This is a genomic window from Pseudomonas sp. GW821-FHT05D12 (assembly GCF_059419825.1).
Window position 1 is genome coordinate 29,823 of the sequence record NZ_JBWKSN010000018.1, and the last position, 20,897, is coordinate 50,719.

Annotated in this window: 14 protein-coding genes; 6 read left to right on the forward strand and 8 right to left on the reverse strand. The window is 63.0% G+C overall.

Annotated features, from left to right (window positions below):
- Positions 1-142: 142 nt before the first annotated feature.
- The 7 genes from AC07SI_RS27190 to AC07SI_RS27220 form a co-directional block, all read right to left on the reverse strand.
- The gene (locus AC07SI_RS27190) at positions 143-1,369 is read right to left on the reverse strand and encodes a DUF3426 domain-containing protein (protein ID WP_065900273.1); all 1,227 of its coding nucleotides are present in this window, start codon (positions 1,367-1,369) and stop codon (positions 143-145) included.
- Positions 1,370-1,399: 30 nt separating this feature from the next.
- Positions 1,400-2,278 carry a 50S ribosomal protein L11 methyltransferase gene (prmA, locus tag AC07SI_RS27195; protein WP_106805278.1) on the reverse strand — a complete coding sequence of 293 codons (879 nt, stop codon included), beginning with the start codon at positions 2,276-2,278 and terminating at the stop codon, positions 1,400-1,402.
- Positions 2,279-2,468: 190 nt separating this feature from the next.
- The gene (gene accC / locus AC07SI_RS27200) at positions 2,469-3,830 is read right to left on the reverse strand and encodes an acetyl-CoA carboxylase biotin carboxylase subunit (protein ID WP_065900276.1); all 1,362 of its coding nucleotides are present in this window, start codon (positions 3,828-3,830) and stop codon (positions 2,469-2,471) included.
- 17 nt (positions 3,831-3,847) lie between these two features.
- Positions 3,848-4,312, reverse strand: coding sequence for an acetyl-CoA carboxylase biotin carboxyl carrier protein (gene accB / locus AC07SI_RS27205; protein ID WP_065900279.1), 465 nt, complete (start codon positions 4,310-4,312; stop codon positions 3,848-3,850).
- A gap of 24 nt (positions 4,313-4,336) precedes the next feature.
- A complete protein-coding gene (aroQ, locus tag AC07SI_RS27210) occupies positions 4,337-4,792 on the reverse strand; it encodes a type II 3-dehydroquinate dehydratase (RefSeq protein ID WP_012721999.1) in 456 nt (151 codons plus the stop codon).
- A gap of 264 nt (positions 4,793-5,056) precedes the next feature.
- Positions 5,057-7,018 carry a methyl-accepting chemotaxis protein gene (locus tag AC07SI_RS27215; RefSeq protein ID WP_106805277.1) on the reverse strand — a complete coding sequence of 654 codons (1,962 nt, stop codon included), beginning with the start codon at positions 7,016-7,018 and terminating at the stop codon, positions 5,057-5,059.
- Between the two features lie 53 nt (positions 7,019-7,071).
- On the reverse strand, positions 7,072-8,742 hold the full coding sequence (locus AC07SI_RS27220; protein ID WP_065900285.1) for a response regulator: 1,671 nt from the start codon (positions 8,740-8,742) through the stop codon (positions 7,072-7,074).
- A gap of 387 nt (positions 8,743-9,129) precedes the next feature.
- On the opposite strand from AC07SI_RS27220, the gene AC07SI_RS27225 reads away from it, so the two are divergent.
- From AC07SI_RS27225 to AC07SI_RS27245, 5 genes are all read left to right on the forward strand, one after another.
- Positions 9,130-10,107: a DUF2333 family protein gene (locus tag AC07SI_RS27225; RefSeq protein ID WP_371322043.1), complete on the forward strand. Its 978-nt coding sequence runs from the start codon at positions 9,130-9,132 to the stop codon at positions 10,105-10,107.
- Between the two features lie 2 nt (positions 10,108-10,109).
- Positions 10,110-10,646 carry an NUDIX hydrolase gene (locus AC07SI_RS27230; RefSeq protein WP_106805276.1) on the forward strand — a complete coding sequence of 179 codons (537 nt, stop codon included), beginning with the start codon at positions 10,110-10,112 and terminating at the stop codon, positions 10,644-10,646.
- 274 nt (positions 10,647-10,920) lie between these two features.
- Positions 10,921-11,292 carry a translation initiation factor Sui1 gene (locus tag AC07SI_RS27235; RefSeq protein ID WP_495006894.1) on the forward strand — a complete coding sequence of 124 codons (372 nt, stop codon included), beginning with the start codon at positions 10,921-10,923 and terminating at the stop codon, positions 11,290-11,292.
- A 211-nt stretch (positions 11,293-11,503) separates the two neighbouring features.
- Positions 11,504-13,417, forward strand: a complete 1,914-nt coding sequence (speA, locus tag AC07SI_RS27240; RefSeq protein ID WP_065900291.1) for an arginine decarboxylase — start codon at positions 11,504-11,506, stop codon at positions 13,415-13,417.
- A gap of 154 nt (positions 13,418-13,571) precedes the next feature.
- On the forward strand, positions 13,572-14,465 hold the full coding sequence (locus tag AC07SI_RS27245) for an alpha/beta hydrolase (RefSeq protein ID WP_495006895.1): 894 nt from the start codon (positions 13,572-13,574) through the stop codon (positions 14,463-14,465).
- On the opposite strand, the gene AC07SI_RS27250 is transcribed toward AC07SI_RS27245, so the two are convergent.
- A complete protein-coding gene (locus tag AC07SI_RS27250) occupies positions 14,410-15,747 on the reverse strand; it encodes an MATE family efflux transporter (protein WP_495006896.1) in 1,338 nt (445 codons plus the stop codon). The genes AC07SI_RS27245 and AC07SI_RS27250 overlap by 56 nt on opposite strands.
- 225 nt (positions 15,748-15,972) lie before the next feature.
- Here AC07SI_RS27250 and AC07SI_RS27255 point away from each other — a divergent pair, with 225 nt between their 5' ends.
- Positions 15,973-20,874, forward strand: coding sequence for an alpha-2-macroglobulin family protein (locus AC07SI_RS27255; RefSeq protein WP_495006897.1), 4,902 nt, complete (start codon positions 15,973-15,975; stop codon positions 20,872-20,874).
- The last annotated feature ends 23 nt before the right edge of the window (positions 20,875-20,897 follow it).

Consider the following 20,897-nt stretch of genomic DNA (forward strand, 5'->3'; position numbering starts at 1 on the left):
GGGTTGGCATGATACCCGCTCTCGATGACTGGATAAAGGCTGAATTGGATAAAATCTGAACAGCAATTTCTTTATCGCCGCCGGTTTGGTTGCCCGGCGCCTAGTCAAGAATCTGCCGTCAAGCCTCGGTGCATGAACCGATTCACTCGGGCGAATGAAAGCTCAGGCTGTAATTCACGGCTTTATTGCCCGGATCGAGGATATCCAGGGAGATATGGATCGGCGTCTGTGATGGCATTTCGCTAACGCCGGCCAACTCACCGCTGAGGTATTCGGCGGGTTTGAACCGACGACTGGCGATCAGGCTGCCGTTCAAATCGGCAAAACGCAGCTCCAGCAGCGGGAAGGGCTGGGAGAAGGTCGCGCGGTTATAGATGATTGCATCCACCACCAGCGCCCCGGCGAACTCCGGGTGGCTGCGTACCACCAGGTTGCTGCTCTTGATGTGGGCGATATCGACCCGTGACGGCACTGTGCAGCCCAGGGTAGGGCACAGTTGCTGGAACCATGGGCGGTAGGCGTCCTGGCGGGCCAGGTCGTCGAATTGGTAGGCGATGTATTGGCCGGCGAGGCCGGCGGCGGCGATCAGCACCAGCAACAGCCAGAGCAGGCGGCGGCCCCAACCCGACGCACGTTTTTGCGCGTAGAGGTGCAGCGGGTCGTCTTCGAGGTCCTGCAGGACATCGTCGTGAACGCCGGTGGACGGGCGAGGGCGTTTGCGTCGAGGTTGCGGGCGTTCTTCGGGTTCCGGTTCCTCGACCGCCTCGATGACGGGCGTGACAGGGGGATCGAGTTCGTCATCCTCGAGGGTCGAGCGCAGCGGCGGTTCGTCGTCGATATCGTCGGTGTGGAACGACATCGACGGTTCAGTGCGCTGGCGGGTCGCAGGTGTCTTGGTCGGTTCAGGGGCTTCGACGACCTGGACGCGTTCTTCCGGTGGTTCGCTGAACAGGCTGGCTGCCCACTTTTCTTCCTCGGCCTTGACCGTATCGCGGCTGGCGCTGAGGGCCTCTTCCTTTTGCCGACGGTCGGAACCGCCCTGGCGACGCTCCGCGCCCGAGGGCTGCGTGTGCTGAATCTCGCGGCGTTCCAGCTTGGCCAGCTCCACGTCGAGGTCGAGGTTGTCCAGGTCCAGTTCTTCGGCGGTCCACTGTTTCTGGCTGATCGCCCGCGGGGCCTCTGCGGCTGGCTCGACCGGTTCCGGTGCCGGCGTCTGCTGGGCGCGCTGCTCCAGCAGCTGGCGTGCCGCATTGAATACCTGCAGGCACGAGCCGCAGCGCACCACGCCGCGGGCCACGCTCAATTGAGCGTGGTTAACGCGAAAGCGTGCTTGGCAATGCGGGCACTGGGTGACGAAACTGTCGGTCATGCGGCCATCCGATTCAGGCAAGCGCTCATTCTAGCGCCGACGACCGCTGATGCGTACCCAGCCATCACGGTTGGCGATCGGATCCAGCTCGAAATCCTTGGCGTAGGCAGCGGCCACGTCTTCACCCTGCTCGGCAAGGATGCCCGACAGCGCCAGGCGGCCGCCCGGCTTGACCAGGCTCGACAGCTGCGGCGCCAGGGAAACCAGCGGGCCGGCGAGGATGTTCGCCACCAGCACGTCGGCCTGCACCTGGGGCAATTGCTCGGGCAGATAGAGTGGGAATTTATCTTCGGGAATGTGGTTGCGCCCGGCGTTGTCGCGCGAAGCTTCCAGGGCCTGCACGTCGATGTCGGTGCCGACGGCTTCCTTGGCGCCCAGCAGCAGGGCGGCAATCGCCAGGATCCCCGAGCCGCAGCCGAAGTCCAGCACGTGGCTGTCGGTCAGGTCCTGGCCGTCCAGCCATTCCAGGCACAGCGCGGTGGTGGGGTGGGTGCCGGTGCCGAAGGCCAGGCCCGGATCAAGCAGCAGGTTGACTGCGTCCGGCTCCGGCGCGGCGTGCCAGCTCGGCACGATCCACAGGCGCTGGCCGAACCGCATCGGCTGGAAGTTATCCATCCAGCTGCGTTCCCAGTCCTGGTCTTCGATGACTTCACTGTGGTGCTCGGGCAGCGGGCCGCCGGTGAGCAGTTCCATATGGGCCAGCACGGCGGCGGCATCGGTGCCGTCCTCGAACAGGGCCAGCAGATGGGTGTGGGACCACAGCGGGGTGGTATTGAGTTCGGGTTCGAAGATCGGCTGGTCTTCGGCGTCCATGAAGGTCACCGAGACGGCGCCGACTTCGAGGAAAGCGTCTTCGTAGGTTTCGGCTTGTTCTGGGCTGATGGCGAGACGGACTTGCAGCCAAGGCATGGCGGGCACCTTTGAATAAAATGAATGTGCGACTGCTGGGTCGCGAAAGCGCGCAAGTTTACGCGAGAGCATGACCTGTGGCGAGGGAGCTTGTTGTGGCGAGGGGACAAGCCCCCTCGCCACAAGAGCCAATTTCACAGGGCTCACAAACAACAAAGCCGCCCGAAGGCGGCTTTGTTGGGTGGAGCACTTACTGGTTGGCCAGCTTGTGTTCCAGGTAGTGAATGTTCACACCACCTTCGCAGAAGCCTTCATCACGGACCAGTTCCCGGTGCAGCGGGATGTTGGTCTTGATGCCGTCGACCACGATTTCGTCCAGGGCGTTACGCATACGGGCCATGGCCTCGTCGCGGGTCGCGCCCCAGGTGATCAGCTTGCCGATCAGCGAGTCGTAGTTGGACGGAACCTTGTAGCCGCTGTACAGGTGCGAATCCACACGGACGCCGTTGCCGCCGGGCGCGTGGAAATGCTTGACCAGGCCAGGGCTTGGGATAAAGGTCTTCGGGTCTTCGGCGTTGATGCGGCACTCCAGGGAGTGGCCGTGCATCTTCACGTCGTCCTGGGTAAAGGACAGCGGGTTGCCGGCGGCGATGCTGAGCATCTCCTTGACGATGTCGATACCGGTGACCATCTCCGAAACCGGGTGCTCTACCTGCACGCGAGTGTTCATCTCGATGAAGTAGAAACGACCGTTCTCGTAGAGGAACTCGAAGGTACCGGCGCCACGGTAGTTGATGTCGATGCACGCCTTGACGCAGCGAGCCAGTACTTCCTGGCGAGCTTTTTCATCCAGGCCCGGTGCCGGAGCTTCTTCCAGTACCTTCTGGTGACGGCGCTGCAGCGAGCAATCGCGGTCGCCCAGGTGGATGGCGTGGCCCTGGCCGTCGGACAATACCTGCACTTCCACGTGACGTGGGTTGGTCAGGTACTTCTCCAGGTAGACCATCGGGTTGCCGAACCAGGCGCCCGCTTCGGAGCGGGTCTGCTTGGCGGCTTCGATCAGGTCTTCTTCCTTGTGCACCACGCGCATGCCGCGACCACCACCGCCACCGGCGGCCTTGATGATCACCGGGTAACCGACTTCGCGACCAATGCGCAGGGCGGTGGCCTCGTCTTCAGGCAGTGGGCCGTCGGAACCTGGAACGGTTGGCACGCCAGCAGCGATCATCGCGTCCTTGGCCGAGACCTTGTCGCCCATCAGGCGAATGGTTTCGGCTTTCGGGCCGATGAAGGCAAACCCGGATTTTTCCACCTGTTCGGCGAAATCGGCGTTTTCCGCGAGGAAGCCGTAGCCTGGGTGGATGCCATCGGCGCCGGTCACTTCAGCGGCGGCGATGATGTTCGAGACTTTCAGGTACGAGTTCGTGGCCAGTGGCGGGCCGATGCAGATGCTTTCGTCCGCCAGTTTCACGTGCATCAATTCGGTATCGGCCGTCGAGTAAACAGCGACGGTCTTGATGCCCTCTTCCTTACAGGCGCGCAGGATACGCAGCGCGATCTCGCCGCGGTTGGCGATCAGGACTTTTTGCAGTTTCTTCGCAGGTTTCAACATCGAAGGCGCTCCGCGGTTCAAACGATGGTGAACAGCGGCTGGTCGTACTCAACCGGCTGACCGTTTTCTACCAGGATGGATTCGATGACGCCGGCTTTTTCAGCGGTGATGTGGTTCATCATTTTCATCGCTTCGACGATGCAGATGGTGTCGCCCACTTTCACGGTTGCGCCGACTTCAACGAAGGCTGGCGAGGTCGGTGCCGGGGTGCGGTAGAAGGTACCGACCATTGGCGACTTGACCACGAAGCCGTTCAGCACTGGCGCAGCAGGTGCTGCTGGCGCAGCGGCGGCGGCAGGTGCGGCGGCCGGAGCAGCAGCGGCCGGAGCCGGCGCTTGCATTTGTGGCGCGTAGAACTGCTGGGCCGGGGTCTTGCTGTGACGGCTGATCCGTACGGACTCTTCGCCTTCCTTGATTTCCAGCTCGTCGATACCGGATTCTTCCAGCAGTTCGATCAGTTTCTTAACTTTACGGATATCCATGAATCATCAACTCCCAAGGGTCGGTCAGGGGCGCTTGGCCGGTTGTTCAAGCTGTTCCAGGGCGGCCTCCAGGGCCAGTCGGTAACCGCTGGCGCCAAGGCCGCAGATCACTCCTACCGCTACGTCGGAGAAGTAGGAGTGATGGCGGAAAGGTTCGCGTTTGTGCACGTTCGACAAATGCACTTCGATGAATGGGATGCTCACCGCCAGCAGCGCGTCACGTAATGCAACGCTTGTATGCGTAAAAGCGGCGGGATTGATCAGAATAAAGTCCACGCCTTCGCCGCGCGCGGCATGGATACGATCAATCAATTCGTACTCGGCATTGCTTTGCAGGTAGAGCAAATGGTGGCCGGCTTCACGCGCCCGTCGTTCCAGGTCGAGGTTGATCTGGTCCAGGGTGACTGCCCCGTAGACGCCCGGTTCGCGGGTGCCGAGCAGGTTCAGGTTGGGTCCGTGAAGAACCAGTAAGGTCGCCATCGGCTGTTCCTTGTTATTGATGTGGGTACGGCAGAACCCGGCGACTATGCCGCAAAGCCTTTGTGACTGTCCAGTTCTATGCAGTAGCCAGCACGATTACCGAGGATAGCGCGAAATTTGTGACTGTGAGGGCGAGTTCGGTCAGTGTGGGAGCTGGCTTGCCTGCAATATCGGTGTGTCAGCACAGGGAGATGTCGCCTGGTTCACCGCCATCGCAGGCAAGCCAGCTCCCCACATTTAGTCGTAACCCACGTTTAGATCCGGTCAGACGCGAAACGCCTGGACCGCCGTATTGAGCTGCCCGCCCAGCACCAGCAGGTGTTCGCCTTGGCTGCGGCCCTGGCCGATGCGCAGCAGATTGTCCTCGCCCAACTGGTGGATCCGCTCGCTGTTGTCGCGAATCTCACTGACAGCGCCACTTTGCTGCGCGGTCACATCGGCGATGCGCACGGCGGTGTCGGCAATGGTCTGGATCGCGCCGACGATTTCATCCAGCGCACCATCTGCCGCCTGGGCCTGCTGGGCGGTGGCTTCGGCGTGTTCGACTTGGGCGCGCATGCCTTGCACCGATTGGTGGGCGGCGCTTTGCAGGCCGGCGATCAGGCCCTGGATTTCAGCGGTGGCGCCGGCTGTACGCTGGGCCAGGGAGCGCACTTCGTCGGCGACCACCGCAAACCCGCGCCCGGCCTCGCCGGCACGGGCGGCCTCGATGGCGGCGTTGAGCGCCAGCAGGTTGGTCTGGTCGGCAATCGAGCGGATCACCGTGAGTACGCCGCCGATGGTGGCGGATTCTTCGGCGAGTTTTTCGATCATCTGCGCGTTCTGCTGCACTTCACCCACCAGCGCGTGCAGCCCGGTCAGGCTCAGGCCGATCACGCGCTGGCCTTGCTCCACCGCCTGGCCCGCACTGCGGCTGGCCCCGGCCGCCTGGCTGGCATCCCCGGCGACTTGCTGGATGGTTGCCTCCAGCTCGCCGAGCGAATCGCGGATCTGCGCGGTGTCCCCGGCCTGGCGTTCAGCGCCGTCGTGCAGGCCGCTGCTCAACTCGGCGAGGGCACGGCTGCTGCCGGCGACCTCTTCGGCATTCCCGCGAATGGTGCCCACCAGGTCGACCAGATAGGCGCGCAAGCGGTTGAGGGAGGCTTCGATATCGTGCAGCTCGCGGTTGGTCTTGCCCAAGGCAATCGGCTGGCTGAAGTCACCTTCGGCCCAGGTCGACAGGGCCGGCGCCAGGTTGGTCAGCACCCGTGCCAAGCGCCGTTGCAGGGTATCGATCAGCAGGGCAATCAGCAGGATCAGGCCGATCATCACGCCTTGCATCAGGCGCACTTCGCCCTGGATCTGGGCATGTTGCGCGCGCACCACCGGTTCCAGGCCGGCAATGGCCTGCTGTACGGCGGCGATTTTCAGGTGGGTGCTTGCGGCCAGGTCGGTGCGTTGCTGGATCTGCTCGCGGGTGCGCTTGAGTTCGCCGGGGTAGCGGGTGAGCAGACTGTTGAGTTCGCGCTTGAGGTCGACGCCGGTGTCCTGGGTCTCGGTCTTCTCGGTGTTTTCCAGGCCCATCAAGGCAGAAAAATCGTCGGCGCTGGAGTCGGCGCTGGCCTTGACGCCGAGCAATGGCAACGGCTCCAGCAGGTCGGCCTGGCTACGGATATTGCCGACTTCACGCTCCACATCATCGGCCAGTTCCGCGCGCCCGCTGCTCACCAGCTTGTCGCGGGCCAGGGACAGTTTGCCCAAGTGCTGGGACGCGGCCAGCAACGGCGGCAGGTAACGCGCGGCTTGCGGCGAATTGACGCTCAGGGCGTATTGACCCAGTTGCTCCAGGTTCGCGCCCAGTTCGCGTTCGGCTTGCAGTAACAGCGCTTGCGGGTCGCCGGCCAGCTTGCCGGCAGCCAGCAGGTCAGTCTTGCTGAAGGTATCCAGGTCCACCAGGCTGGGGCGCAGGTTCTGCGCGAGGTCGGCGGGCAGTTCATCCAGGTGCTGCAGGAGGTTTTCCAGGCTCTGGCTGGCGCTGCTCAGGCGCAGGGCATCGCCGCTGGCCAGGTAGTCGTCGATATTGCGCGCGGCCTGATTCTGAAAGGTCTGCGACAGGCCCAGGTAGCGCTCCATCAACAGATAGGGACGCTCCAGCGCGCGTTGCGACCACCAGAGTGTGGCCCCCAGGGCCAGGCACACAGCCACCAAGAGGAGGGTATTGAGATTGGTCAGCAGCTTCAGGCGCATGCGGGGTTTCAACCGACAGCAAAAGGTAAGTGCCTGAAGTTATTGCGTTTGCATTACAGAGTTATGACGGAATCAGTCGATTCCGGTGAAAAGATGGCACTTTGCTTTGACGTTCGCGCCGCTTGTACGCGGTTGCGCCCGGCGTCCTTGGCGCGGTACAGCGCCTCGTCGGCCTGGGCGGCCATCATCAGGCTGTCGGAACCGTCGCACAGCTCCACCAGCCCGGCGCTGAAGGTGCACCACAAATCCTGCGGCTGGGCCGGGTAGTGGATTTCGGCAAAGCGCCCGCGAATTTCATCCAGCACCCTGCAGGCCGACTCCAGGTCGGTGTCGGGCATCACGATGGCGAACTCTTCACCGCCATAGCGCCCGATATAGTCGGTCTTGCGCAGGCGCTGCTTGAGAAACAGCGCCAGGCTCTTGATCACGCGGTCGCCCATGGGATGCCCGTGGCTGTCATTGACCCGCTTGAAGTGGTCGATGTCCAGCATGGCAAAGCTCAGCGGCTTGTTCTCGCGGCGCGCACGGAAGCTGCAGTCTTCGAGCAATTGCAGGATGTGAGTGTGGTTGTACAGGCCGGTCAGGCTGTCGCGCACCATCCGCGCCTTGAGGTTGCGCGCACGGGCGGCGCGGTTGCGCACGGTAGTGATCAGGTGGCGCGGCTTGATCGGCTTGGTGAGGAAGTCGTCGCCGCCTTCGCTCATGGCGTCCAGTTGCTTGTCGAGGTCGTCTTCGGCTGACAGGTAGATGATCGGCACGCTGACGTAGCGGTCGTTATGGCGAATCACCTTGGCCAGTTCGGTGCCGGTACAGGCGGGCATGTACATGTCGAGGATGATCAGGTCGGGCTGGAAGTCCGCCAGCTCGGCCATGGCCTGGATCGGCTCGATCAGGGTGCGCGTGACGATGCCGGCACTGTTGAGCAGCCGCTCGGTGTGCAGTGCCTGGGCCCGCGAGTCATCGATGATCAGCACTTTATACGGTTCGTACTGGGCGACGCAGGTGAGCACTTCGATTTTTTCCAGCAGGCTGGACGCCTCCAGTGTTCCGGTGAGGAACTCCTGGCCCCCGGCGCGCACGGCGGCCAGGCGGGTCGGGGTGTCGGTTTCATGCAGGCTGAAAAACAGCAGCGGCAGCTTTTGCTCCAGGCCTTCCTGGGCTTCGGCGGCGAGCTTGAGGCCCAGGCCGGCGCCGCAGAAGTCCACGTCCATCACGATCGCCGAGGGCAGGCGCTCGGCCATGGCGGCGCGAAAGGCTGCCACGCTGTCCAGCGACTGCGCGCTCATGCCGAAGAATTCCAGCTGCTTGGCCAGGCGTTCGGCGCGGTCGTGATCGGCGAGCATCACGTAGATCGGCTTGCGCATCGGCGGCAGGAACGTTTGCTCGAGCTGGTCGCCCTGGCGCAGTCCGGTGCGGGACAGGCGCTGCATCAGGCGGTTGAGTTCGGTGATCAGGTGGCTGCTCAGGCGGCCACGGTTTTCGTCCACCGCCTTGAGGGATTCGCCGATGTGCACGGCGAGCTGGCTGTGTTCCGGCTGTTCGAAACGCTCGGCAAAGCGCAGCAGGCGCAGGTTGGCTTCGCTGAGTTCGGACAGGTCGGCGCCCGACCATTCGCTGCGTTGCAGGCGCTGCCAGATCTCAAGAATTTGACGTGCCTGATGAATTACCCGCTGGGCAAAATGCTGCTTGAGACGCTCACGGCTGGGGTCTTCTGGCTCGGTCATATCCTGACTACTAGTTAGGGTGCATGCTGAGGTCGACTGATGGCTCTATGCTAGCACCTCTTTTCCATGGGATGAGTGTCATATGTCAATTAACTGCGTGTCCCGGGTATTCAGTTATTGACCCGATGGTCGCGCAGCGTAAAAAACCTGCATCCTTTATAGTCGAACCTTCCTCGTCCCCCGTTTGATTAAAAGCACCGCACCGGCGGGCACGATGGGGTAGGGTTGTGGTCGGAGTGTTTGAACGCACCCGGACCATTGAAGTGCATGAACTCAAGTGATTGAAAGGATATCGCCATGCTGGACTGGAAAAACCGTGCAGGCAGTGCCAAAGGCCCCGCCCCTGAGCCCAAGTCGGCCAACCGCAGCTATTTTCGCACGGTGCTGATGAGCCGTGCCGTGCTGAGCGTGCTCGGCCTGTACCTGTTGGTCACCGGTGCCCTGGGTTGGTACTGGAGCGAAGAGCCGGCGCTGTTCCCGGTCCAGCAAAATGCGCAGATTGCCGCTGAAAAAGACGGCAAGCAGATGGTGGTGGGCTTCACCACCGTCGAAACCCTCAAGACCGTGGTCGGCACCCTGCTGAACAAGCCGGGTGGCTACATTTCCAACGACCGCTTCCCGCCGGGCCTGTGGATGGACAACATGCCCAGCTGGGAATACGGCGTGCTGGTGCAGGTACGTGACCTGACCCGAGCCCTGCGTAAAGACTTCGCCCGTTCCCAGTCGCAATCGGCGGAAGACGCTGACTTGGCCAAGGCCGAGCCGCGCTTCAACTTCGACAACAAGAGCTGGGTGCTGCCATCCAGTGAGTCGGAATACCAGGAAGGCATCAATTCCCTGAGCCGCTACGAGGCGCGCCTGTCGGACCCTAACCAGAAAGGCGCGCTGTTCTACGCGCGGGCCGACAACCTGAACAACTGGCTGGGCGATGTCGCTACCCGCCTGGGCTCGCTGTCGCAACGCCTGTCGGCCAGCGTCGGCCGGGTCAAGTTGAACACTGCACTGAAAACCGAAGCGCTGGCGCCGGGTGAAGTGCCACAGGTCGACGAAGAAGTGGTCGAAACCCCGTGGATGCAGATCGACAACGTGTTCTACGAGGCGCGTGGCCAGGCGTGGGCCCTGTCCCACCTGCTGCGTGCTATCGAAGTCGATTTCGCCGACGTCCTGGCCAAGAAAAACGCCACCGTCAGCGTGCGCCAGATCATTCGTGAACTGGAGGCCTCGCAAGAGCCTGTCTGGAGCCCGATGATCCTCAACGGCAGCGGCTTCGGTGTGCTGGCCAACCATTCGCTGGTCATGGCCAACTACATTTCCCGGGCCAACGCGGCGGTGATCGACTTGCGTCAGCTGCTCAACCAGGGTTGATGATGGACGCTGCTCAAAACGAGGCCGCGCACCGTGCGGCCTCCGATGCCGAACTGATCTGCTGGGTCGACGAGCAGGACAACCTGCTCGGCCACCTGGTGCGGTCCGACCTGCGCCAGCGCGGCCTGATTGGCCGGTGCACATTTATCTTCCTGTTCAATTCCAAGGGCGAGCTGTGCGTGCATCGGCGCACCCTGAGCAAGGCGTTGTATCCCGGTTTCTGGGACACGGCAGCCGGCGGGATGGTCGCGGCAGGCGAGTCGTATGCGGTGTCGGCCGCCCGTGAGTTGGAAGAAGAGCTGGGCGTCGGCGGGGTAGAGTTGGTCGAACATGACCACTTCTATTTCGAAGATGGCGACAGCCGGCTCTGGTGCAAATCCTACTCGGCGACGTGGGACGGGCCGCTCAGCCTGCAGCCCGAAGAAGTCATGGAAGCACGCTTTTTACCGATTGAAACGGTCCTGCAGGAGGCCGAGCAAAAGCCCTACTGCCCGGATGCCCAGGAGGGCTTGCGCCGCTATCTGGCCTCGCGTCGCTAAAGTTGCATAAATTGGCGCCATTTGGCCCTTAGCAAGTCGCGTTTTTGCCGTTACACTGCGCGACTTTTCACCCGTACTACGATTGTTTCACCCGGGTATCACTGTAGGCGCCGGCTTGCCGGCGATGGCTATCTTTAGGACGCCATCGCTGGCAAGCCGGCGGCTACCGGTGGGGTTGAAACAGGGCGGTACGGTAGCGCTGCCCCTGCCTGAGTGGGGCTTCGCGGTCGGTCAGTCTGATCGATCAGTCTTTGTCCTCCCAAGAGGATTGCCGGTGGCCAAAAAAGCCGCATCCTTCGCCGCCCCTGGTGGCCTGGTATTTTCCACCGACGCAGGTCGACACTGCCCGGACTGTCGTCAGCCCGTGGATTCGTGTACCTGCAAACAGACCCTGATCCCTGAAGGCGATGGCATTGCCCGCGTGCGACGCGAGAGCAAGGGCCGTGGCGGCAAGACGGTGACGACCATCACCGGCGTGCCCCTGGCCGAAGATGCCCTGAAGGAGCTGGCCACGACGCTGAAAAAGCGCTGTGGCACCGGTGGCGCGCTCAAAGACGGCGTCATCGAGATCCAGGGCGACCACGTCGAGTTGCTGTTGGCCGAGCTGATCAAGCTGGGTTACAAGGCGAAGAAATCCGGCGGCTAGCAGCCTCTGTGAAACCCACCCCGACCGCCGGTTCGCTGAACGCGAACTGTCGTCTCCATGGGTTTCACAGAGCCTGTTCCTGACCGGTGTCTAAACTCTGTCCTGCGAGTGGGGTCTACCTTCCTTACAGGCAAATCGTCATTTTCATTCTTTAGACTGCGCCAGCCTCAGAGAGAGGCGGCGTCTTCGACTTCATTTATAGGGGACTTCGATGTCCGTACGACGCACACGCAAAGACGATGGCAGCCAATGGACAGTTGCGGACAGCCGCAGTGTTTACGGGATCCGCCATTGGGGGGCCGGGTATTTCGCGATCAATGATGCCGGTCGCGTTGAAGTTCGTCCGAACGGCCCGAACAGCACGCCCGTCGACCTGTACGAGCAAGTAGACGAGCTGCGCAAAAGCGGCCTGTCCTTGCCGTTGCTGGTGCGTTTCCCCGACATCCTGCAAGACCGCGTGCGCCAGCTGACCGGTGCCTTCGATGCCAACATCGAGCGCCTGGAATACCAGAGCCAATACACCGCGCTGTACCCGATCAAGGTGAACCAGCAGGAGGCGGTGATCGAGAACATCATCGCAACCCAGAACGTGTCCATTGGCCTCGAAGCCGGCTCCAAGCCCGAGCTGCTGGCCGTGCTGGCCCTGGCGCCGAAGGGCGGCACCATCGTCTGCAACGGTTACAAGGACCGTGAGTTCATCCGCCTGGCGCTGATGGGCCAGAAGCTCGGCCACAACGTGTTTATCGTGATCGAGAAAGAATCCGAAGTTGAGCTGGTGATCGAAGAGGCTGCCAGCCTCAAGGTCAAGCCGCAGGTCGGCCTGCGCGTGCGCTTGTCGTCCCTGGCGTCGAGCAAGTGGGCGGACACCGGTGGCGAGAAATCCAAATTCGGCCTGTCGGCGGCGCAGCTGCTGTCCGTGGTCGAGCGCTTCCGCGCTGCCGGCCTGGACCAGGGCATCCGCCTGCTGCACTTCCACATGGGTTCGCAGATTGCCAACCTGGCCGACTACCAGCACGGGTTCAAGGAAGCCATTCGTTACTACGGCGAGCTGCGCAACCTCGGCCTGCCGGTGGACCACATCGACGTCGGCGGCGGCCTGGGTGTGGACTACGACGGTACCCACTCGCGTAACGCCAGCTCGATCAACTACGACATGGACGACTACGCCGGCGTGGTCGTGGGCATGCTCAAGGAATTCTGCGATGCGCAGAGCCTGCCGCACCCGCACATCTTCTCCGAAAGCGGTCGCTCTCTGACTGCCCACCACGCCATGCTGGTGGTGCAGGTCACTGACGTCGAGAAGCATAACGACGACGTGCCGGAGATCGAAAACAAGGAAAGCCTGCCGGAAACCGTGCAGTGGCTGGTGGACCTGCTGGGCCCGACCGACATCGAGATGGTCACCGAGACCTACTGGCGTGCCACCCACTACATGAGCGACGTGGCCACCCAGTACGCCGATGGCAAGCTGACCCTGGCGGAAAAAGCCCTGGCCGAGCAGTGCTACTTCGCCGTCTGCCGCCGCCTGCACAACTCGTTGAAAGCCCGCCAGCGCTCGCACCGCCAGGTGCTGGACGAACTCAACGACAAGCTGGCCGACAAGTACATCTGCAACTTCTCGGTGTTCCAGAGCCTGCCGGACACTTGGGCTATCGGCCAGGTACTGCCGATCCTGCCGCTGCACCGTCTCGACGAAGAGCCGCTGCGCCGCGCGGTCCTGCAGGATTTGACCTGCGACTCCGACGGCAAGATCAAGCAGTACGTCGACGAGCAGAGCATCGAGACCAGCCTGCCGGTGCACGCCTTGAACGAAGGCGAGGACTACCTGCTGGGTATCTTCCTGGTGGGGGCCTACCAGGAAATCCTCGGCGACATGCACAACCTGTTCGGTGACACCGACTCGGTGAACATCTACCAGCGCGAAGACGGTTCGGTGTACAGCGCCGGTATCGAGACCCACGACACCATCGAAGACATGCTGCGCTACGTGCACTTGTCGCCGGAGGAGTTGATGACGCACTACCGTGACAAGTGCGCCAGCGCGAAGATCAGCGCCAATGAGCGTACGCAGTTCCTGGACGCGCTGCGCCTGGGCCTGACGCGGTCTTCGTACCTGTCTTCGTAACAGAAGTGACCCGGCTCAAATGTAGGAGCCGGGCTTGCCCGCGATGGCGGTGTGTCAGTGTGCAATGTGGGGGCTGACACTCCGCTATCGCAGGCAAGCCAGCTCCCACATTTGGATCTTCATCAGGTAGTACCTTCTATGTGAGGTCTGGAAGATGTCGAGCAAATGGCTGCAAGCCTTCACCCTGGCATTCGCTGCCTTCCTCGCAGCCTGCTCGCCCATCAAGGTGCTCAACGCACTCACGCCCTCCAGCACCTTCACCAAAACCTCCTCCGTCGCCTACGGCGATGATCCCCGCCAGAAACTCGATATCTACCGCCCGGCCAATGCTTCGCCGAACGCCCCCGTGGTGGTGTTTTTCTATGGCGGCAGCTGGAACAGTGGCTCCAAGGATGATTACGGTTTTGTCGGCGAAGCCCTGGCCTCGCGCGGCATTGTGGTGGTGATCGCCGATTATCGGCTTTACCCGCAAGTGCGTTACCCACTGTTTCTTCAGGACGGTGCCCAAGCGGTCGCCTGGACGTATCAGCACAGCGCCGAATACGGCGGCGATCCCCACAAGCTGTATGTAATGGGCCACAGTTCCGGCGCCTACAACGCCGCGATGCTGGCGCTGGATGCGCGCTGGCTCAACGAAGCGAACCTGTCGCCGTCGATGCTCAAGGGTTGGATCGGTCTGGCCGGGCCGTATGACTTTTTGCCGATTGAAAACCCCGACGTGAAGCCGGTGTTTTTCTTCCCCCACTCACCCCCGGACTCCCAGCCGATCAACCATGTCAGTGCCGGCGCGCCGCCGAGCCTGTTGATCGCCTCTTCGTCCGACACACTGGTCAACCCCACGCGCAACACCGGCGGGCTGGCTAACGCGTTACGGGCGGCCGGTGTGCCGGTGGAGGAGTTCTACTTCGGCAGGACCAACCACCAGACGCTGGTGGCGGCCATCTCCAAACCGTTGCGCTGGCTGGCACCGGTGCTGGACCGGGTCGTGGACTTCATCCAAGCCACTGATTCTGCCGATTCAGGCGCCAGGCAATCGCCCACAAAGTGAGGCTGCGCAATGCCATGAACAGCAGGAAACTTATCCACAGGCCGTGGTTGCCGTAGCCCTGCAACAGCCACGCGAACGGCAGCAGGATCAGCACGGTCAGCAGCATCCCATTGCGCATTTCGCGCGCACGCGTGGCGCCGATGAAAAGGCCGTCCAGTAAATAACTCCACACCGCAATCAATGGCAGCACCGCCAGGTATGGCAGGTAGATGTCAGCCGTTTCGCGCACGCTGGGGATGTCGGTCTGCATTGCGATAAACAGGTGCCCGGCGAACGTGAACAGCAGGGCGAAGCCGACGCTGGCGATCAGCGACCATCCGCAGGCGACCACCAATGAACGGCGCAGGGCCTGGCGATCATGCGCGCCGATGGCGTGGCCGCACAGCGCTTCGACTGCGTGGGCCAGGCCGTCGAGGGCATGCGCGGTCAGCAGCAGGCCGTTGAGCAGCAGTGCGTTGGCGGCCACGGTGGCGTCACCCAGGCGTGCGCCTTGCACGGTAATCATGAAAAACACCGATTGCAGCGCCAGGCTGCGGATAAAAATATCGCGGTTGACCGCCAGCAGCGGCCGCCAGCTTTGCCACACCTTCAACGCTGCCCAGGCGATGTGCCCGGGGTAGGCGCGCAGGGCTTTTTGCGTCAGGGCCAGGCCGAGCAGGGCGCCGGTCCATTCTGCAATGACCGAGGCGCGCGCGGAGCCGACCACGCCCCAATCCAGGCCGAGTACGAACCACAGGTTCAAGGCGATATTCACCAGGTTGGTGGTCAGCAGGATCGCCAGCGGCGCCCGGGCGTTTTGCGTGCCGAGGAACCAGCCGACCAGCGCGTAACTGGCCAGCGCGGCGGGCAGGCCAAACAGGCGGGTGTGGAAGAAGTCGCGAGTCAGTTGGTTGAGTTCGGGCGACGGTTGCATCCACTCCAGCGCCAGATGGCTCAGGGGGATGCCGACGGTTCCCAGCAGCATCGCCAACCCCAGTGCCAGCAGCAAACCCTGCAGCAGGATTTGCCGCAGCGCCGCTCCATCATTACGCCCGGCGGCCTGGGCGGCGAATCCGGTGGAACCCATGCGCAGGAAACCCATGGCCCAGGCCAGAAAGGTGTAGAGGCTGGCACCGACAGCCACCGAGCCGAGTTGGTGGGCGTGCGGCAGGTGGCCGATCACCATGCTGTCGACCAGTGCCACCAGCGGCACCGAAATGTTCGACAGGATCATCGGCGCGGCCAGGGCCCAGACGCGGCGGTGAGTGGGGCGGTGGCGCCAGTCGGTGAGCAGGGAATTCATGGAGGCTCCTACGGGGGAGCGGCATTGTAACTGTCCCGCAGGACGAATGTCGGTGCCGGCAAGCCGGATCCCACAGGGGGTTGGTGTTGGTTGTGGGATTTGGCTGGGCTTGAGCCGTTCGAGAACCAAACTGCCCTCCGTCGGTCAATGTGACCAGCGCCACATCGGCTTGGCTGGCGCTGATATATAGTTCACCCCTCGGATCCCTCTCACTACGAGTGCCCCATGCTTAACAAAGGACTGTTCCTGGCCTGTGCGCTGGCCCTGCTGAGCGCTTGCGACTCTTCCGATAAACCGGCAGCCCCGGCCGCTCCAGCAGCGGCGACGAGTACCGCACCGAAGCCGGCCAAGGCGGCGGTGGATGTGGCGGCATTGAAGCAGCGCTATGCGGGGCGTGAGTTGAGTGTGGTGGACGTCTCCGAGGTGCAGCTGGATGGCGCCAGCACCCTGTCGGTGAGCTTTTCGATTCCACTGGATCCCGAACAGAAATTCGCTGACAAACTGCACCTGGTCGATGCCAAGTCCGGCAAGGTCGATGGTGCCTGGGAACTCTCCGATAACCTGATGGAGCTGCGCCTGCGCCACCTGGAGCCGCAGCGCAAACTGGTGCTCACGGTCGATGCCGGGGTGAAGGCGGTCAACGACAACACACTTGCTGCCGAATACAGCGCGCGCCTGGAAACCCGTGATCTGCAAGCCACCGTCGGCTTCGCCAGCCGTGGCACCTTACTGCCGACGCGCCTGGCCGAAGGCTTGCCGGTGATCGCGCTGAACGTCGACAAGATCGACGTCGAATTCTTCCGGATCAAGCCTGAATCGCTGCCGTCGTTTCTCGCGCAGTGGGGCCGCAACTCCAGCCTGCAAGGGTATGAATCGCGCGAACTGCTACCTATGGCCGACCTGGTCTACGGCGGGCGTTTCGACCTGAACCCTGCGCGCAATACCCGCGAAACCCTGTTGTTGCCGATCGCCGGCCTCAAGCCATTGCAGCAGCCGGGCGTGTACCTGGCGGTAATGCGCGCCTCGGGCACCTACAACTATTCGCAGCCGGCCACGTTGTTCACCTTGAGTGATATCGGCCTGTCGGTGCACCGCTATGCCAACCGCCTGGATGTGTTCACCCAGGCACTCGAAGGCGGCAAGGCCCTGGACGGCGTCGACCTCGAAGTGCTGGATGCCAATGGCCGGGTGCTGGGCCAGGGCAAGACCGAGAAGGGTGGTCACGCCGAGTTGCCACTGCCGAAAAAAGCCCAGGTGCTGCTCGCCAAGCAAGGCGAACAGACCAGCCTGCTGCGCCTCGACAGCGCCGCGCTGGATCTGGCCGAGTTCGACATCGGCGGCCAGCCGTCCCACCCGTTGCAGTTCTTTGTGTTCGGCCCGCGCGATTTGTATCGCCCTGGCGAAACCGTGCTGCTCAACGCCCTGCTGCGCGACAAGGATGGCAACGCGGTCAAGCCGCAGCCGGTGAGCGTCGAAGTGCGTCGCCCGGATGAGCAGGTGAGCCGCAAGTTCGTGTGGGATGCCGATGCGTCCGGCCTGTACCAGTATCAACTGCAACTGGCGGGCGAAGCGCCGACCGGGCGCTGGCAATTGGTATTCGACCTGGGTGACGGCAAGCCGCAGCTGTATGAGTTCCTAGTCGAAGACTTCCTGCCCGAGCGCCTGGCCCTAGAGCTCAAGGGCAGCGACACGGCCCTGAGCCCGGCGGATAACCCGGTCATTCACGTCAATGGTCGCTACCTCTACGGCGCGCCGGCCTCGGGCAACCGGGTCAGCGGCCAGGTCTATGTGCGCCCGCTGCGTGAAGCGGTCAAGGCACTGCCGGGCTACCAGTTCGGTTCGGTCACCGAGGAAGAGCTGAGCCAGGACTTCGAGTTGGACGAAAGCGTCCTCGACGCCAAAGGCCAGGAAGACCTCACCCTGGAGAGCAAATGGGCCGACGCCAAGTCGCCGCTGCAATTGATCGTGCAAGCCAGCCTGCAAGAGTCGGGCGGGCGCCCGATCACCCGGCGCCTGGTGCAGCCGATCTGGCCGGCCGAACAGCTGCCGGGCCTGCGCGGGTTGTTTGACGGCAAGGAAACCAACGGCGACGGCCCGGCGGAATTCGAAGTGCTGGTGGCCAATCAGGACGGGCAGAAACTCGCCGCGCAAAACCTCAAGGTGCGCCTGGTGCGCGAGCGTCGTGACTACTACTGGAACTACTCCGACAGCGATGGCTGGAGCTATCACTACAACGAAAAATTCCTCAACCTCGACGAACAGACCCTGAACATCAAGGCCGGCGACACTGCCAAGGTCAGCTTCCAGGTGGAGTGGGGTCCATATCGCGTGGAGGTCGAAGACCCGCAGACCGGCCTGGTCAGCAGCCTGCGTTTCTGGGCCGGTTACCAGGCCCAGGACAATACCGAGGGCGGCGCCGTACGGCCCGACCAGGTCAAGCTGGCGTTGGACAAACCTGCGTATGGCGACGGCGATACCGCCAACGTCACGGTCACGCCGCCGGCTGCCGGTAAAGGCTACCTGCTGGTGGAGTCCGCCGAAGGGCCGCTGTGGTGGCAGGAAATCGACGTGCCGGCCGAAGGCAAAAGCTTCGCGGTGAAGCTCGACCCGAAATGGTCACGCCATGATCTGTATGTGAGTGCGCTGGTGATTCGCCCCGGCGAGCGCAAAGCCAATATCACCCCTAAACGCGCGGTGGGCCTGCTGCACCTGCCGCTGGACCGCACCCAGCGCAAGCTCGGCGTGACCCTGACCGCGCCGGAAAAAATGCGTCCCAAACAACCGCTGACGGTAAAGATTGCCGCGAAAAATGCGGACGGCAGCGTGCCCAAACAGGTGCACGTGCTGGTGGCCGCGGTGGACGTGGGCATCCTCAATATCACCGAATACCCGACACCGGACCCGTACTCCAGCCTGTTCGGTCGCAAGGCCTATGGTGTCGACCAGTTCGACATCTACGGCCAGTTGATCGAAGCCGGACAGGGCCGCCTGGCCAGCCTGGCCTTCGGTGGTGACGCGGCGCTGGCCAAGGGCGGCAAGCGTCCGGATACCAGCGTCACTATCGTTGCGCTGCAAAGCGCACCGGTGACCCTGAATGAGCAAGGCGAGGGCGAAGTCAGCGTCAATATCCCCGACTTCAACGGCGAGTTGCGCCTGATGGCCCAGGCCTGGAGCGATGACCGCTACGGCATGGCCGAGGGCAAGACGGTGATTGCCGCACCGCTGATTGCCGAACTGTCGGCTCCGCGCTTTCTCGCCGGAGGTGACCAGACCACGCTGGCGCTGGACCTGTCCAACCTGTCGGGCAAGGCGCAGAAGCTGGATGTACAACTGAGCGCCGAAGGGCAATTGGAGCTGGTCAACAGCGGCGCGCAATCCGTCGAGCTCAAGCAGGGCCAGCGCACCACGCTGCGCATCCCGGTCAAAGCCTGGGGTGGCCTGGGCCAGGGCAAGGTCAAGGTCACCGTGAATGGCCTGGACCTGCCCGGCGAAAACCTGCCGCCGTTCAGCCGCGAATGGACCCTGGGCGTGCGCCCGGCGTATCCGGCACTGCTCAAGCATTATCGCGCGGTGCTCAAAAGCGAGCCGTGGAGCCTGCCCGCTGGCACGCTGGAGCAGTTCGATGCGTCGGGACGCGAGGCGTTGCTGAGTCTGTCGAGCCGACCGCCGTTGAACCTGGGCGCGCAGATCAGTGCGCTCAAGGCCTACCCCTATGGATGCCTGGAGCAAACCGCGAGTGGCTTGTACCCCTCGCTCTACGCCGACGACGCCTTGCTCAAGCGCCTGGGGGTGATAGGCGAGCCGGATGCCGCGCGCAAACGCAAGATCGAGCTGGGCATCGAGCGCCTGCTGGGCATGCAGCGCTACAACGGCAGCTTTGGGCTGTGGGGCGCCGATGGTGAGGAAGAGTATTGGCTGACCGCGTATGTCACCGACTTCCTGCTGCGCGCCCGTGACCAGGGCTTTGCGGTTCCGCCCGAGGCCTTGAAGAAGGCCAGCGAACGCCTGCTGCGGTATGTGCAGGAACGTAACCTGATCGAAGTCGATTACAGCGACAACGCCGACCACACGCGTTTCGCCGTGCAGGCCTACGCCGGCATGGTCCTGGCGCGCAGTCAGCAGGCACCGTTGGGCGCGCTGCGGAGTATTTTCGAACGACGCAGCGAAGCACGTTCGGGGCTGCCGCTGGTGCAGCTGTCCATCGCCCTGCAGAAGATGGGCGATCAGCCGCGCGCCGACCAGGCGCTGCAGGCGGGGCTGGCAACCCAGCGCAGTGCCAATGAGTGGCTGGCCGATTACGGCAGCCCGCTGCGCGACCAGGCGATGATCCTGGCCTTGCTGGAAGAGAATGACCTGGCCAAGGGCAAGCGTGAAGAGCGCCTGTTCACACTGTCGGATCAGTTGGCGGCCAGCCCTTACCTGTCGACCCAGGAACGTAACTCGCTGTTCCTGGCCGGGCGTCTTGGGTTCGCGCAGCCCGAGGCGAACTGGCAGGTGTCGCTTACCGGCAGTGGCGGTGTGCAGGCGTTGAATAACCAGCAGTCGACCCTGGCGCTGGACGGCAAGCAGCTGTCCAGCGACCTGACCTTGAGCAATCAGGGTGACACGCCGGTTTACCAGCAACTGACGCTGTCGGGTTATCCACAAGTGCCGCCGGCAGCCGGTGGCGACAACCTGAGCATCCGCCGCGAATACCTCGGCATGAATGGTCAGCCGCTGAACCTGCGTACGCTGAATAGCGGTGACCTGGTGCTGGTGCACCTGGCGGTGAGCGCCAAGCAACGGGTGCCGGACGCGTTGGTGGTGGACTTGCTGCCCGCGGGACTGGAGCTGGAAAACCAGAACCTGGCGCAAAGCGCGGCGAGCCTGGAAAACGCCAGCAGCCAGGTCAAGGAGTGGCGTGAGTCGATGCAGAATGCATCGCTCAAGCACCAGGAATTCAGGGATGACCGCTATGTGGCGGCGATGAACCTCGACGGGTATGGCACCACGCACCTGCTGTACCTGGCACGGGCAGTGACGCCGGGGACTTACCGGGTGCCGCCGCCGCAGGTGGAGTCGATGTACCGGCCGAACTGGCAGGCGGTGGGGGAGACGCCGGCGGATCTGGTGATCAAGGGGCGTTGAAGGTCTCGACCTGAAATGCGCTC

Bases quoted from the DNA above. Each gene is read 5' to 3' on its own strand.
- AC07SI_RS27190 (WP_065900273.1), bottom strand. From the start codon at position 1,369: ATGACCGACAGTTTCGTCACCCAGTGCCCGCATTGCCAAGCACGCTTT.
- prmA (WP_106805278.1), bottom strand. From the start codon at position 2,278: ATGCCTTGGCTGCAAGTCCGTCTCGCCATCAGCCCAGAACAAGCCGAA.
- accC (WP_065900276.1), bottom strand. From the start codon at position 3,830: ATGTTGAAACCTGCGAAGAAACTGCAAAAAGTCCTGATCGCCAACCGC.
- accB (WP_065900279.1), bottom strand. From the start codon at position 4,312: ATGGATATCCGTAAAGTTAAGAAACTGATCGAACTGCTGGAAGAATCC.
- aroQ (WP_012721999.1), bottom strand. From the start codon at position 4,792: ATGGCGACCTTACTGGTTCTTCACGGACCCAACCTGAACCTGCTCGGC.
- AC07SI_RS27215 (WP_106805277.1), bottom strand. From the start codon at position 7,018: ATGCGCCTGAAGCTGCTGACCAATCTCAATACCCTCCTCTTGGTGGCT.
- AC07SI_RS27220 (WP_065900285.1), bottom strand. From the start codon at position 8,742: ATGACCGAGCCAGAAGACCCCAGCCGTGAGCGTCTCAAGCAGCATTTT.
- AC07SI_RS27225 (WP_371322043.1), top strand. From the start codon at position 9,130: ATGAGCCGTGCCGTGCTGAGCGTGCTCGGCCTGTACCTGTTGGTCACC.
- AC07SI_RS27230 (WP_106805276.1), top strand. From the start codon at position 10,110: ATGGACGCTGCTCAAAACGAGGCCGCGCACCGTGCGGCCTCCGATGCC.
- speA (WP_065900291.1), top strand. From the start codon at position 11,504: ATGTCCGTACGACGCACACGCAAAGACGATGGCAGCCAATGGACAGTT.
- AC07SI_RS27245 (WP_495006895.1), top strand. From the start codon at position 13,572: ATGTCGAGCAAATGGCTGCAAGCCTTCACCCTGGCATTCGCTGCCTTC.
- AC07SI_RS27250 (WP_495006896.1), bottom strand. From the start codon at position 15,747: ATGAATTCCCTGCTCACCGACTGGCGCCACCGCCCCACTCACCGCCGC.
- AC07SI_RS27255 (WP_495006897.1), top strand. From the start codon at position 15,973: ATGCTTAACAAAGGACTGTTCCTGGCCTGTGCGCTGGCCCTGCTGAGC.